Raw genomic sequence first — 14,586 nt, 5'->3', positions numbered from 1 at the left:
AATCACCAAATATTTCATGAATTGGCATAAGCTATCATCTTCAGAAGTTGCAGAGGCATTAAAAAGCAATACAGAGGGACTAACGAGTGAAGAAGCACAAGTGCGCTTGGTTAAATTCGGAAATAATGAACTGATAGACAATAGAAGCAAATATAAAATTTGGAGAATTTTGTGGAATCAGTTCAGTGATTTCATGATTATTATTTTAATCATTGCTGCTATAATTTCAGGTTTTGCGTCTGATTTGACCGACACCATCATTATCCTTTCCATAATTTTCATCAATGCTTTAGTCGGGTTTATTCAGGAATATAGAGCAGAAAAAGCCCTAGAGTCCTTAAAAAATATGGCTAGGAGTCGCGCGCACGTTTTCCGAAACAAACAATTAGTAAAAATTGATTCTAGCGAATTAGTCCCAGGTGATGTAGTAACCTTAAATTCTGGCGATATAATTCCAGCTGACATTCGATTTATAAGCACTTATAGCCTCAAGGTTGATGAATCGGCCTTGACTGGCGAATCTCAAAATATCGAGAAGAATAGCACAGAGCTCAAGGAATCCAATTTAGCAATTGGCGATCGCACAAATATGTCTTACAAAGGAACCTTTGTTACCAGTGGGCGTGCCACTGCCTATGTAGTGGAAACGGGCATGAATACAGAATTGGGTCATATTGCTAAATTAATCCAAAAAAACGAACAGATTACCCCATTGCAAAAAAGGCTAAATAGCTTTGGTAAAACCCTATCCATAATCATTTTAGCGATTTGTGTTTTTATTTTCCTTTCGGGATGGCTGCGAGGTGAAAGCCTTATGGACATGCTCCTTTTATCAATTTCTTTAGCTGTTGCTGCCATACCCGAGGCCCTACCAGCTCTAGTAACCATCTCCTTAGCAATGGGAGCAAAAAAACTAGTTAATCAACATGTATTAGTCCGAAAACTCCATGCCGTAGAGACCCTAGGATCAGTAAATTTTATTTGTACTGATAAGACTGGGACTCTTACCATCAATAAAATGACTGTTGAAAAGGTTTTTGAAATTGAAAATTCAAAAATACTTCCTGGTATTTCAAATAATTTAATGCTAATGGCTATGGCTTTGAGCAATGATGTAAGTAAAAATGAAAAAGGCGATTGGATTGGAGAATCTACCGAACTTTCACTGCTAAATTTTGCCTTAGCAAATAATCACAACAAACATGATTTAGAGAAGTCATTCCCTAGAATTGCAGAAATACCTTTTGATACCAATAGAAAGTGTATGAGTACTTTACATCAAACAGAAGAAGGCATTTTAGTAATTAGCAAAGGGGCAGTAGAAATGCTGATAAAAACATCCCATTTGAGAAATAGCTCAGAAATTGACAATTTAGAAAAGCAGGTGAATAATTTATCGGAGGCGGGACATCGAGTTTTAGGTTTTGCCTATAAACTATTGAAAGAACTACCACAAGAAATAACGCCAGAGTATGTAGAATCATCCCTAACTATGCTAGGTTTCGCCGCAATGATTGATCCTCCACGAGAAGATGTTAAGGAAGCAATTTCACAATGCAAGGACGCTGGAATTACACCAGTAATGATTACTGGCGATCATAAACTAACAGCCACAGCTATTGCGAAGGCCTTAGGTATCATCAATAATAAGGATGATTTGGTAATTAGCGGTGCTGAGCTTGCTGAATTAGATGATAAACAATTCGATGAATTAGTTGAAAAAGTAAAAGTATATGCCCGTGTTGATCCGGAACAAAAACTAAAAATTGTGAATGCACTGCAAAGCAAGGGACATTTTGTGGCCATGACTGGCGATGGGGTAAATGATGCTCCAGCACTTAAAAACGCAGATATTGGCATAGCTATGGGAATTAATGGAACGGAAGTATCTAAAGAAGCAGCGCATATGATTCTTCTTGATGATAATTTTTCGAGCATTGTCAAAGCCATTCAACATGGCCGCCAAATTTTTGATAATATCTTAAAATTCATAAAATACATTATGACCGGTAATTCAGGAGAAATTTGGTGCATCGTATTAGCACCTTTTTTAGGCCTCCCGATTCCACTACTTCCCATTCATATTTTATGGATTAATTTAGTGACAGACGGGCTCCCAGGACTTGCCCTTGCTTCTGAGGCAGCCGAACCTAATATTATGAAGCATCAACCGCGAAAACCTTCTGATTCTATTTTTGCTGGAAACATGGGATGGCATATCCTCTGGGTAGGTCTTTTGATAGGCTTAGTGACATTATCAATTCAAGCCTGGGCAATTAAATACGGAAACGGCAATGAACTAACCATGGCCTTTACCGTTTTATGTTTCAGTCAGCTTGGACATGTATTAGCCATAAGGTCTAATAAAATATCTCTTTTCAAAATTTGCTTATTTAGTAATAAAAGAATGCTGTTTGCAATTTCACTAACTATTTTGCTACAAATGATGATTATTTACATGCCTGCTTTAAATAAAATATTCAAAACACAAGCACTAAGTCTGAAGGAATTGGCACTCACATTGGCTGTATCAAGTATTGTATTTATGGCTGTTGAGTTAGACAAATACATAAGATACAAAAAAAATAGCAGAATTCAAAGTTAAAATGAATAAATCGCTTTATGCGATTCTAATCCATCAAAAAGACTGTTCCTGAATAAAGCTTTGTACCATTATTCAAATCAATAGAGTAATAATAAGTCCCTCTAGGAATAGCAGTCGCACGATATTTACCATCCCATGGTTCTTGATAGCCCTTACTTTGAAAAATAATAGCCCCATTCCTATTGAAAATTAGAACATCCGCGTCGGGATAAGAATCTAAGCCAGCAACATTCCAAAGATCGTTTATGCCATCCCCATTAGGCGAAAAAGCATTAGGTATGGTAATATTTTTAAGCACTTTAATAAAAACTTGATCAGTTGAAACACTATTACAAGCATCTGTAATCTCCAAAGTATAGGTAATGTCTTGATCTGGAGTTGAAATTGGATTTAAAATATATGGGTCATTTAGAAAGGTGGCTGGCGACCATTTATAACTGAGCATATGGCCTGTTCCGGAAGCTGTTAGTGCAACCGGCTTATCTTGAATGGTTATTTTATCTGGTCCAGCATCAGCGATAGGTTTATCAAAATAGCTAAGAGTGATTATATCAGATATTATCCGGCAGCCAGGGGAACTGATATTATAAGATTCGGCACTAGCAAGACGATATTGTTGAGATATTGAAGAGCTTGGATTAATGACAATAGAGCTTTCTTTAGTATTTGCACCAGGAATATCAATCCATCCAGAATTCCCAATATTTTTTTGCCAAATAAAAGCGGGATTGGTATAACCGGGACCTAAATCCGCATCGAGCGTAACCGTCTGACTAAGCCCTTCGCAAACATTAAAGGGGCTCAAGCTACCATTGAGCTTAGGCTTAATGGTTGGCCCGCAAGCCCTAAAGGTAATGTCATCAAGAGCAAGGTCATTTCCATTACCTCCGGGGGCGGTATTAACTATTTTGAGAACTACAGAACTTATCCCAACAGGAGTTGTAAAAACTAAAGCATATTTTTTCCATTCGGGATTCAAAGATTCTGGAATACTTCCAGTAGAATAGCTGCCTAAAACTGAACCTGAAACAGACTCAATAAAAAAAGTTAAATTGGGTTTTATTCCTGATGAAGTAGACTTTAAAACATTCACCACATAGGCCGAAAACTCGTAAGTTGTACCTGGGCACAAACTAGTTATTGTTTCTTTATAAAATTCGCCGGGAGCATTTGATGCATTTACCAGCATCATAAAACCATCACTATCTCCGGGAGTATGATCCTCTGAAAGAGTATGCCAATTATTCCCAAAACAGCCATTTGTACGATTTACAATGGTATAACTACCATCTATTGGACAGCTTGCTGTGGTATAATTATAGTTAGTAGAAGCTATTGGTCCTGGACTTGAGCCACTTCCGAAAGTAATATTAACTACTGGGTCGCCAAAGTTGCCCGCACAAGATTGCGCCCTCGAAACAATAGGGAATAGCAAAACAAGGATGAACAAAAACTTTAAATAACCCATTTTCAACATTAAAAAATCATGCTAAACTATGGATTTTATATCTATTGTCATCTATCCATTTGCATAAGAAAAATGGATGCTTTAAACTACATCCATTTAGAAGCAAATCGATTAAATTCTTGTCTTATATCGTTAACAATCTTTTCTTGAGTTAAATACTGGTCATAAAGATCCGCATTTAGGCTCATAGAATCTTGATCAACAAAACCAGCCGAACTCATTACCTGACTCTCAATAGCCTTTAAATTTTCTTTTATTTTATGCTTTAGCTCATCAATATTGTTGTTCTGAATCAAAAACTGATTCTGAAAATGTTCGATACTTACCGACACCTCGTGCCCAGTATTATCCCCAGCAATTTCTTCAAGTCGCTTTTGTAAAATGGCTAATTCTTGCTCATAAAATTCTAGTCCCCTGAGTGCATCACTATGCAAATTGCTAACGTGTTTTATGTTTATCTCTTTCATAATACAACGATATCAATAAAAGGCTTGAAATAAAATGACCAAAAACAAAGAAAAGCATGATTTAGCTCATGATATGAAACTCATGCAAGCTAAAATAGAATTGTATAAAAAAACCGGATAGATGAACATTAGGTCATTTATCCGGCTTTAAATACAAATACACTAAATTTTCTTTAATCCATCTTCAAGATCCTGTAGTAGATCCTCTACCGACTCGATTCCTACAGAATAGCGAATTAAACTCTCAGGAATGCCTAAATGGGCACGCTGTGCCTCGGTAAGCTCAACATGGCTTGTGGTGCGCGGCGGACCGGCTAATGTGCTCACAGAGCCTAGGCTGGCTGCTAAATGGACTAATTTTAAAGATGGAAGGAATTTTTCAACTAAATCGTAACCACCGTTCAGAGCAAAACTCAACATTCCGCCAAAGCCACGCATTTGTGATTTTGCAATTTCATGACCTTTATGAGTTTCTAAGCCAGGATAAAAGACATCACTCACTTTTGGATGAGCTTTTAAATATTTAGCGATGGTAAGTGCAGATTCATTTTGCCTTGAAACCCTTAATTCAAGAGTTTTCATTCCCCTAGCAATCATGTAAGCAGGATCTGCCTGCAAGCTTGCACCATTAATTTCCCTAAAGTGGAAAACCTTCTGTACTAGATCTTTGTTGCCAGCCAATAATCCGCCCATGGCATCAGAATGACCACAAAGGTATTTTGTAGCGCTATGCAGGACTAAGTCAGCGCCAAGCGACAAAGGATTTTGGTTGATTGGCGTAGCGAAGGTATTATCTACCACTACAATTGCACCCACCTTTTTAGCTGCAAGAGCCATTCTTTTGATGTCAACAATTTTAAGGGTAGGATTGGTAGGAGTTTCAAGGTAAACTAAATCGCAACCTTTAGCAATTTCCAATTCCATCTCTTCATGATTCCCCGTTTCACAGAGTTTAACATCAACCTTGTATTCAGGAAAAAAATCTAAAAATAATTTACTTGTCCCGCCATAAGTATCCTTCATCGACACCACACGCTTTCCTGGCTTAAGAAAAGTGAACAAGGTATTGCTAATGGCTGCCATCCCGGTTGCAAAGGCTGTTGCCGATTCAGCACCTTCAAGCACTCTAATTTTTTCTTCAAGTGCAGCTACCGTTGGATTAGTATTACGACTGTAAATAAATCCATCTTGCTTACCCACAGATATATCATACCATTTATCCAAATCATGGTAGGCAAAAGCAACACTGTTCACAATTGGTGTGGTAACTGCTTCTTTAAAGTAAGGATTATCCTCTCCCGCCCAAACGGCTTCGGTAGCTTTATTATATTTTTTATTTTCCATTTAAATTTTAAGATTAACAATTGGATCATTTCAAGAACAAAAAATGCCTCGGAAGGCAAATGTAAATGACTGCTCAACTAATGTTTAAAATTATGGCTAATATTATTAAGAATCACTATGAATTACAAAGGGCTTCAGAATTAAAACATAAAGAAAAACTCAATGTTTTAATTAATCCTGAAGCCCCTTAAAAAATATTAAAAAATCAGATTTAGATTTTCACCTTAGTATCTCCACCTTTTTCAAGGTTAATATCATGTGGCTGATTCTTTTTCCATGCTCCACGAGTAAAATCAGGAACATCAACTGAGTTGGAACGATTATTTACAGACCATTCGCTTAATGGCCAAATTGAGCTCCATGCTGCTGCATCATAAACATCTTGATCAAGAGGTAAGCCATTACGAAGACAATCAATTAAACGCCAGTTCATTAAGAAATCCATTCCACCATGGCCACCAACTTTTTTAGCAAGCTCTCCTACTTTCTTCACAATATTAGGCGTAAATTGAGCCTCAAGAGCTTTAAAATCATCTTCTTTTAACCAACCTGAATGGCCATTTGAAATCCGTGGTGTTGGATATTTTAACGCAGTACCTTTGGTACCACTCACTAAATGAATACGAGAGTAAGGACGCGGTGAAGTTACATCATGTTGAATCATGATAGTTTTACCTTTAGTTGTACGAATTGTGGTAGTATTGATATTTCCTTTAAAATCCTTACCAACAAATTCTTTGTAAAGATCATTCTTTGCTGCCTCTTCTTTAGCACGTTCACCCATATGGAAATCATTGGATGACATAGAAACTAAATAATCCATTTTATCTCCACGATTAACATTTAATACTTGACAAACTGGGCCTAATCCATGAGTGGGATAAATACTACCCTCTCTTGTCGCATTTTCTCTCAATCGCCACATATTTTGATAACCCTTATCACTAAAATTAAGGTCGATGAGGTTATGAATATAAGCACCTTCTGTATGAATAATCTCACCAAAATAGCCCTGTCTTGCCATGTTTAGTGTCAATAATTCAAAGAAATCGTAGCAGCAATTTTCGAGCATCATGCAATGTTTGCGTGTGCGCTCGGATGTCTCTACTAACTTCCAGCATTCTTCTAATGAAACAGTTGCAGGAACCTCAATCGCTACGTGTTTACCTTGCTCCATTGCGTACAAAGCCATAGGTGTATGTAAATGCCAAGGTGTACAAATATAAATCAGGTCAATATCTTTTTGTTCGCAAAGTTTTTTCCATTCATCCTCAGTCCCAGAATAAAGCTTAGGATTATGACTCGTAGCTTCTAGCCTTTTTTTAGCCTTATTTACACTTTCAGGGCGTAAATCACATAAAGCTTTAATTTCGGTGCCCTCGATTTTAGAAATCGCGTTAAGGTGAGAAGGACCACGTTGACCTAAACCAATAAAACCAACCCGAACAGTTTCGAGCTTTGGGGCAGCATAGCCACTCATGTTAAATGTTTGGATGCTTGATTTTGCAATCCATGGACCCTTCTTCTCTTCGGATGCGAATCCGTTTAATACTGTTGCACCCGCAAGACCTAATCCGGCAAGGCTACTTTTTTTCAAAAAATCTCTACGGTTATTTTTCATGATTTATTTGTTTTAAGGTGGAATTAATTGTTTTAGATTCCTGGAAACCACTTCTCAGCATTTGTTCTATAAATTTTATCAATTACTTCTTTCGGCAATTTAAGACCTTGGATTTTCTCCTGAAAATCAGTCACATTCATCTCATCATCGCTTACAAAATATCTCCAATCGCTCATTCTTCTTTCATGAATCCTTTTCTTATATTCTATAGGATTTGAACTTTTACCCACTGAATTATCGGTAGCATAAATAAGTCGATCTTGATATTTAACCATGAAATCATATACTTTTTGCCTGTTATTTATAGTTTGATATTGAAGGTGACAAATACGTTCGGCCATATCGACTGCCATATTTGGGAACTTATCGAGTCTTTTTGCCAATTCATCTACATCCCATTCAAGGCTACCCAAGTGAACACCAACAAAACGAATTGTTGGATGCTTTTCAAGCATTTTATCACGTGCATCAATTTGATCTTGGTAAGAGGGGTATTCAGGGTGAAGGTACATGTGATATTTAGGGTTCTTGGAAAAATAAGATTTATCCCCTGAGACAGTCATTTGATCAACTGGGAGCCATGCATTTTTAGGTTCACCTAAATGCCCAATAAGAGTAACATTGTTTTTTTCAATAAAATCAAAAACCGGGTCCAGTCTAGCATCATTAACCATCACAAACTTCCCATCTTTGTCACGAAGTTCCATTCCTATATTCTTCCAGATTTTAACCCCAATTGCACCTTTGCTAAATGAATTTTTTAGATAAGCCAGAGTTTGAGGAAGCCAAAGATCTGTCCCCCAATCTTTTACAGTAAAAGTGGTAGCATAAGCCACTTGCTCAGGGAAACTTTTTATCAATTCTAATGACACATTTTCTTGATTATCAACAGAAGGGTAAGTAGAAGGATTAACATTTACCGTTAATAATTTAAAGTTATCCGCTTTGGCTAAATTTATGAAAGCAGTATCGTAGGTATTGATATGAACGTGGGTATCATATTTCTCAACCGACTTAAAATCTTGCAAAGTATAAAACTTTGTGGAAGATTTATTTGCTTTTGAGGGTTTCATTTGAGACTGAGCATCACCACAAAATAGTGAGCCAATCATACATAAATAAAGAAATTTCGTTTTCATAAAAATGTTTTTTTAATGAGCTTAAATCTTAATAAATATTTTTTTCTTAAACATCCAATATAAAATCAACCATTCAAACAATAGGACTAGTCCGCCACTAATTAAAGTAGCATAAGCAGTTCCAAATACCTGATTAAAGTTTTCGCCCAAATGAATAAATAGAGAGTCGTTGATAAGATTTTTCATCCCACCATCTGCAATAACATAAGCTGCAATTGAGTTTACACCAATAACCATCAAAAAGAAAGAACCTTTATGCTTGCCTTTCATATCAATTAATCCATAAAATAAGGCTAAAAACAAGAAACAGATGCCTCCACTAAAGATTGTCCATGCAGGAGTCCAGATGCGCTTTACAATAGGATTTAAACCACTTACATGAAGCAGAATACCAAAAACAAGGAGAGCTAAGCCCGAAAAAAGGAAGAAATTAAGTTTTTTGCGGGCGTTTTGAGATGAATTCAGGTAATTTCCTGCTAGAAGCCCCAAAATCATTGTTCCCAAAGTAGGAATAAAACTGAGCGTAGAATAACCTCCTGAATTAAAAAGAAAAGGACTTTCTCTAGGAAATAAATTCAAAAACCACTGATCAAAAGCCCAGGCTAAATTGGTATTCTTATTCCAATGTGCAGCAAAGCCAGTTAAATTATGCTCCCAATTGGCACTTACACCTGCAGAGGCATAATCGAAGGAGGCCCCAGGCAGCGGATAAAGTGCAAACGCCAAGGTATAAGAAAACAGGATCACAATCAGAGAAATAATCTGAACTCGCTGTGAATAAAAAGAGATTAAAACCAGGAAGGTATAACCCAGTCCTATTTGCGTGAGTGTATCTTCAAATGTAAAATTTGTTTGGCTCGAGTACATGGAACGCAAAAATATTCCTAGAAATATTAAAATAAAGGAACGTTTAATGGTATGTATGAGTATATTTTGTACGCTAGCACCTTTATTTTTCCGGCTTGCAATAGAATAAGGAAGAACAACACCAACCAAAAAAGTAAATGAGGGCTGAATCATATCATGCAAACTCAACCATATCCATGGAACATGACTTTGTTGGAAAGACAAAAATTCCCAGAATTTATTTCCTGGCAAAGCTTTAGAAACATCTGAAAGAGAAAGAACCTCTGCCATCATGAGGAGCATCACAAAACCACGATAAACATCTACAGAAGCAATTCTATTGGGAGGTAAGGTAGGGTTAACAATGTTTCCATTAACTGGTAAATCATCCTTTAGAGACTCTGTTGCTTGCATTAATATCAAAGATTTAATAAAATTAAAATATCAAGGAGAAACACATAAGCAAACTCCTAAAACGAATTTAACTAGCTATATATGAGCTATTTATTATTAAAGTTTAAGTTATACATTTTTATTGAGAGTGTAAAAATAAAATGATTCATTTTCTAAATTAAATTTAGAATCATGGGTAAAAAGAACCAAAAAGGCTATTTAAAAAAAAGAATTTGAAGAGCTAAATTTGTAATAAATAAAAAAGCAGTCTATTGAGACTGCTTTTATATGATTGATAAAATTGGACCTAAATAATATCTCCAAATTCATTTGTTTTGATACGCATACGTTTAGTCCCATTTTCAAGAACCAATTTATACACTTTGGTTATGCCCTTTGATTCATAATAACTTACTAAATAGACATCCTTGGCAATAGTCCATCCTGGGTATTTTTGAGCAACTGTGGAGGCTACTTCGGTGGGCAACTTCACATTCTTATACTTTTCTGCCGTGCGCAATAAATTGCCATCTTTATCATAGGCCGCCAAAATTTCTCCTTCAGGGATGTAAAAAGAAATAAAATAGCTGTCATACTCATCTTCATAAAATTCTGAGGTTTTCAAATCAAATGCAGCAACCTCGCGCTGTAGGCGCTTCACAGGAAGAGCTACTGCACCTGCTTCTACAGAGTTGAGATATTTATAATTTATTGCTTCTATTTTAACCTCTGGAAGCACAATTTGAGCCTCAGACTTTAGGGCAAAGCCTGTAGTGAATACAATTAGGATTAGAATTAACTTTAAATGTTTCATGATTTCTTTGTTAAATGGTAAATAATCAATTTTAATTTGGCCAATACTTCAGCATTTTTCTCATTTAAAATTGCAGAATCCATGAGCCAATGAAAACGATACCAATCAAGAAGCTATTTGATTTTCATCAAAAATTAGCGGAAAAATTCAATACAACATGTCAGAGGATAATAATTCTATTTTTTAAGCATTGGATCCATCCCCTTTTTTAATAAAAACTCACTCGATAATAAATATGCCCCACTGATAACAACCTCTTTTACACCTTCCAATCCTGAAAGAATTATTATTTGATCCTCATTTTCTGCTCCAGTTTTAACAATTCGAGGAGAAAAGGTGTTTTTCCCGACTTTAACCCAAACATGTGAGCCTCGCTCATCGCGGACAAGCGCATCCATCGGTAAACTCATCGCATCCCTAATCTCTGAAACTGGCAAAAAGACGCTCGCCTGCATTCCTGCCTGTAAATTCCCTGAATTTTTAATTGGAGCACGTACCTTCAAAATTTGAGTTGATGGATCTATCTGTGGAGATATAAAATCAATTACAAGAGATTGTTCTTCATTTCCTAAACCACTTACTAATGCCTTAACTTTAGTCCCAATTTTAATGTCAGAAATTTCAGAAGGATAGACATCCATCTCTAGCCACAACTGATCAAAATTCTCTAATTTTAATACTTGAGTCCCCTCAGAAACATACTGCCCCTCAGAAATATTCAGTTCTGTAACCGTACCAGATTCACTTGAAAAAACGGTGAGTAATGGGGATGTTTTAGTCCCATTTTCTAAAGATTTTATTTGCGAATCACTCATTCCAAATAAGCGCAATTTGTTTTTTGCCGCATTCCGCATCGTGCTGTAAATCTTTTCATTAGGAAATGCAGCGGCTTGCTTAATTTGAAGTAAATAATCTTGTTGTAAGGTTTGTATTTGCTCACTATAGATTTGAAAAAGAGCTTGTCCTTTACTAATCTTAATTCCAGTTTCCTTTATAAACAATCGTTCAATCCATCCGGAGTAACGGCTAGATACAGTGGCAGTACGTTCTGGATTAGTGATTAATCGACCATTTAAAACCTTGGAAGTACTAAATGAGGAAGTCGCAATTGACATGGTTCGAATATTAGCTAACTGAACCTGACTGTCGCTTAACATCAATTCATTCTTACTTCCAGCCGCATTTACTGGTACAAGGTCCATTCCGCAAATCGGACAAGAACCGGGTGCATTATTAATGATTTGAGGATGCATGGGGCAGGTATAAGTGCCGGCATGAGCATGTTTATCTTTTTTCGTATCTTTGCATGAATATAGCAAAAAACCTACAAAAAGCAGGAAAAAACCAATTAATATATTTCTTTTCATTATAAACGTTCTGCTTTAATAAAACTTTCGGTATCGACTAAAAACCATGCATTGATGGCTATTTTTTGATCTGCTTTTAAACTATCTCCAACATCAATCCAATCGTTTGCCATTGCTTTTACATCTACATAAACAGGAACAAATGCAGAGTCCCGATTCAAGAAGACAATATGTTTTTTTCCCATTTGCAAAACAGCTGTTTTTGGAACCCAATTCCCATTTAACTCAGTTTCTTTATGAACAGAAATGAGTTGACCAACCTTCCACAAACGACTCCCATTGGGTAAATTGGCTTTAATTAATGAATAATTTACACCCTCACGATAATAAGGCTGCACAAGGCTAACCTTAATTTCTATTTCCTGATCAGCAACATCAATTGCATTAATTTTAATATTAGTCCCACTTTTAAAGGACTGCAATTGCTTGGCATCTGCAAAAAATTCAACCCAAACTTGATCTGTATTTATCAAACTAAATAATTTCTGTCCCGCATTCACATATTGGCCCTCTCTAATCTGAAGTGCTTGTCCTGTACTAATTGATTTTACCGTCGGAATCGCTTCAGAGTTAGTCCCAGAACCCATCCCATTCATTCCAGAAGCATTATTTGTACTTATTCTGGTACCTCCGGTTTGAGCTGCGGGACTAGAATCAGGCATATTATTTAGTTCCAATTCGGCGACATATCCAGAATAGGGACTATAAACGGAGACGGTAGGATTTATAATTCCGCTACGCAAAACTTGATTTATTTGCTGTTGCGATAAGCCTAAAAACAGTAATTTTTTCTTGGCGGATTCTAATAATTCAGGTTCTGAATTATTTTTAAGAAAAAGTAGTTCTTGTTGAGCATTTAGCAAATCGGGACTATAAATATCCATTATTTTCTGTCCTTTTTTTACCTGTTCATAGCCATATTTTACATATAAACGTTCTATGCGACCACTAACTCGAGCAGAAACGGTTTTCCACTGATTAGAATTGTAATTTATTACTCCTTTCAAGATTAAATCTACATTCCGCAATCCACTTTGTGCTTTCACAGTCTTGATTCCTGAGATAACTAACTCATTACTAGGCTTTACTAAACTATTTAGAGATTTATCAGCTGAACCATGTGATCCACCAGCATCTCTTGGTACCAAATCCATTTTACAAATTGGGCAAATGCCTGGTCCTTCATTTAAAATTTCAGGATGCATTGGGCATGTGTAGATAATGGTTGATGTAGCTTCCTTGTTTTGATTACAAGCCGAAAGCATAAATCCCAAGACAAGAAAAAAGCCGATACTACCTTTCAATATTTTTCTCATAATCAACAATCATTTGATAAAATTTCTCTAATTGATTCAGATAATTCATTTGTGCCATATTTAGAGCCTCCCAAGCATCAATTACCGTATTTAAATCCGATTTATTTTCTTGGTAAGACAAAATTGAAACCTTCAAATATTTCTGTAGAGAAGGCACAATCCTTTGCTCATAATTAGCTAATTGCTTCTGCATCAATGTAAGTTCACTTTCCATGCTGCGGGTCATACCTAACATATCGGTCAACATTGCTGCCTTCTGCTGACGCATCGCTTCCTGCTCAAAATTCATTGATTTTATTTCCGATTTATACATTTTTGAAGACCAAGGAACAATCGGAATAGAGAGCATTCCCATCACAGTAAATTGCCTTGGCATCATTGCCGAATAGTTCGACATGTGATCAAAGCGTAACCTAAAATCAGGCTTAGCTTCTTGTTTCATCAGGTTGATATTTTTTTTCATGACATTAATTTCATGCTGCATATTTAAAATATCACTTCTGGAACTAGCAAAATAGGCAGTATCTAAATCCGCCTTAGGAATAAAATTAACTTGAAATGAAGTATCTATTTGTAGATCCATTTCGGCCGACCGATTCATCAAGGTATTGAGTGTGATTTTTTTAGAGCGAATACTAGATTTAGTCATTAAAATCATATTCTCCGACTCAAAAGCACGTCCTTCAGCCTTAAAAACCTGGTTTAACCCGCCCTGATTAAAAGGATAACGGATCTCCGCAAGCTTCATCATGGTTTCCATGATGCGTTTATTCTCTTCTTGATAATAAATCCTTTTATAATCAATCAATAAACCGAAATAAAGCTGCCTTGCTCTTGCTTTAAATTGGTTAAAAAGCTCAGATTGAGCATAAATATCTCCCTTAGATTGAATTTGAAGGTATTCCCTCTTAGCTTTTACCTTCGCGGGATTTGGAATTTCTTGTTCAGCGGTAAGCATCAAAGCACCACGATCATTTTCTCCAGCCATCCCCTGAAAAGGGTAAGGTGTCATAAATGTACCAGCTCCTACCATAGGTGCCATCCAAGCACTTGCACCTTCTACTTTTGCATCCTTACTTTGAATACGACTAGCATAAGATTTTAGTCCGATGTTTTTAGATTTTATCTCCTCAAATATCTGCTCCAAGCTCATTTTATCCTGCCCAATAGCAAGTCGAGAGCTCATAAAAAGCACAATTAACCCTA

The 14,586-nt window shown here is 36.3% G+C and carries 11 protein-coding genes; 1 reads left to right on the top strand and 10 read right to left on the bottom strand.

The annotated features are described in order from the left end of the window. Positions 1-16 precede the first annotated feature (16 nt). The gene (locus tag QZ136_RS06050) at positions 17-2,605 is read left to right on the top strand and encodes a cation-translocating P-type ATPase (protein WP_291401457.1); all 2,589 of its coding nucleotides are present in this window, start codon (positions 17-19) and stop codon (positions 2,603-2,605) included. Positions 2,606-2,630: 25 nt separating this feature from the next. Here QZ136_RS06050 and QZ136_RS06045 read toward each other — a convergent pair whose 3' ends face one another. The 10 genes from QZ136_RS06045 to QZ136_RS06000 all read right to left on the bottom strand — a co-directional run bounded on the left by QZ136_RS06045 (position 2,631) and on the right by QZ136_RS06000 (position 14,566). Next, entirely contained in the window at positions 2,631-4,073 is a 1,443-nt protein-coding gene (locus QZ136_RS06045) for a gliding motility-associated C-terminal domain-containing protein (protein ID WP_291401455.1), read from the bottom strand. A gap of 86 nt (positions 4,074-4,159) precedes the next feature. Beyond that, a complete protein-coding gene (locus QZ136_RS06040; RefSeq protein WP_291401453.1) occupies positions 4,160-4,540 on the bottom strand; it encodes a hypothetical protein in 381 nt (126 codons plus the stop codon). A 162-nt stretch (positions 4,541-4,702) separates the two neighbouring features. Next, entirely contained in the window at positions 4,703-5,884 is a 1,182-nt protein-coding gene (locus QZ136_RS06035) for a cystathionine gamma-synthase family protein (RefSeq protein WP_291401451.1), read from the bottom strand. 211 nt (positions 5,885-6,095) lie between these two features. Continuing rightward, positions 6,096-7,505, bottom strand: a complete 1,410-nt coding sequence (locus tag QZ136_RS06030) for a Gfo/Idh/MocA family oxidoreductase (RefSeq protein ID WP_291401449.1) — start codon at positions 7,503-7,505, stop codon at positions 6,096-6,098. A gap of 32 nt (positions 7,506-7,537) precedes the next feature. Then, positions 7,538-8,644 carry an amidohydrolase family protein gene (locus QZ136_RS06025; RefSeq protein ID WP_291401447.1) on the bottom strand — a complete coding sequence of 369 codons (1,107 nt, stop codon included), beginning with the start codon at positions 8,642-8,644 and terminating at the stop codon, positions 7,538-7,540. Positions 8,645-8,665: 21 nt separating this feature from the next. After that, positions 8,666-9,904, bottom strand: coding sequence for a DUF5009 domain-containing protein (locus QZ136_RS06020; protein WP_291401445.1), 1,239 nt, complete (start codon positions 9,902-9,904; stop codon positions 8,666-8,668). Positions 9,905-10,190: 286 nt separating this feature from the next. Continuing rightward, positions 10,191-10,697 carry a hypothetical protein gene (locus QZ136_RS06015; RefSeq protein ID WP_291401443.1) on the bottom strand — a complete coding sequence of 169 codons (507 nt, stop codon included), beginning with the start codon at positions 10,695-10,697 and terminating at the stop codon, positions 10,191-10,193. 176 nt (positions 10,698-10,873) lie between these two features. Then, complete coding sequence (locus QZ136_RS06010; protein WP_291401441.1) at positions 10,874-12,064, bottom strand: efflux RND transporter periplasmic adaptor subunit; 1,191 nt, start codon at positions 12,062-12,064, stop codon at positions 10,874-10,876. Next, on the bottom strand, positions 12,064-13,380 hold the full coding sequence (locus QZ136_RS06005; RefSeq protein ID WP_291401438.1) for an efflux RND transporter periplasmic adaptor subunit: 1,317 nt from the start codon (positions 13,378-13,380) through the stop codon (positions 12,064-12,066). Before QZ136_RS06005 ends, QZ136_RS06010 begins: the two co-directional genes overlap by 1 nt. After that, the gene (locus QZ136_RS06000; RefSeq protein WP_291401437.1) at positions 13,358-14,566 is read right to left on the bottom strand and encodes a TolC family protein; all 1,209 of its coding nucleotides are present in this window, start codon (positions 14,564-14,566) and stop codon (positions 13,358-13,360) included. The genes QZ136_RS06005 and QZ136_RS06000 overlap by 23 nt, the downstream gene beginning before the upstream one ends. Positions 14,567-14,586 lie beyond the last annotated feature (20 nt).

The sequence above is a fragment of the Daejeonella sp. genome, assembly GCF_017495225.1.
Lineage (GTDB): Bacteria > Bacteroidota > Bacteroidia > Sphingobacteriales > Sphingobacteriaceae > Daejeonella.
This window is presented reverse-complemented; position numbering and strand designations above follow the sequence as displayed.

What these genes read in the sequence shown, in the direction of transcription:
- QZ136_RS06015 (WP_291401443.1), bottom strand. Translation starts at nt 10,697, where the DNA reads ATGAAACATTTAAAGTTAATTCTAATCCTAATTGTATTCACTACAGGC.
- QZ136_RS06000 (WP_291401437.1), bottom strand. Translation starts at nt 14,566, where the DNA reads ATGAGCTCTCGACTTGCTATTGGGCAGGATAAAATGAGCTTGGAGCAG.
- QZ136_RS06040 (WP_291401453.1), bottom strand. Translation starts at nt 4,540, where the DNA reads ATGAAAGAGATAAACATAAAACACGTTAGCAATTTGCATAGTGATGCA.
- QZ136_RS06025 (WP_291401447.1), bottom strand. Translation starts at nt 8,644, where the DNA reads ATGAAAACGAAATTTCTTTATTTATGTATGATTGGCTCACTATTTTGT.
- QZ136_RS06045 (WP_291401455.1), bottom strand. Translation starts at nt 4,073, where the DNA reads ATGGGTTATTTAAAGTTTTTGTTCATCCTTGTTTTGCTATTCCCTATT.
- QZ136_RS06050 (WP_291401457.1), top strand. Translation starts at nt 17, where the DNA reads ATGAATTGGCATAAGCTATCATCTTCAGAAGTTGCAGAGGCATTAAAA.
- QZ136_RS06030 (WP_291401449.1), bottom strand. Translation starts at nt 7,505, where the DNA reads ATGAAAAATAACCGTAGAGATTTTTTGAAAAAAAGTAGCCTTGCCGGA.
- QZ136_RS06005 (WP_291401438.1), bottom strand. Translation starts at nt 13,380, where the DNA reads ATGAGAAAAATATTGAAAGGTAGTATCGGCTTTTTTCTTGTCTTGGGA.
- QZ136_RS06010 (WP_291401441.1), bottom strand. Translation starts at nt 12,064, where the DNA reads ATGAAAAGAAATATATTAATTGGTTTTTTCCTGCTTTTTGTAGGTTTT.
- QZ136_RS06035 (WP_291401451.1), bottom strand. Translation starts at nt 5,884, where the DNA reads ATGGAAAATAAAAAATATAATAAAGCTACCGAAGCCGTTTGGGCGGGA.
- QZ136_RS06020 (WP_291401445.1), bottom strand. Translation starts at nt 9,904, where the DNA reads ATGCAAGCAACAGAGTCTCTAAAGGATGATTTACCAGTTAATGGAAAC.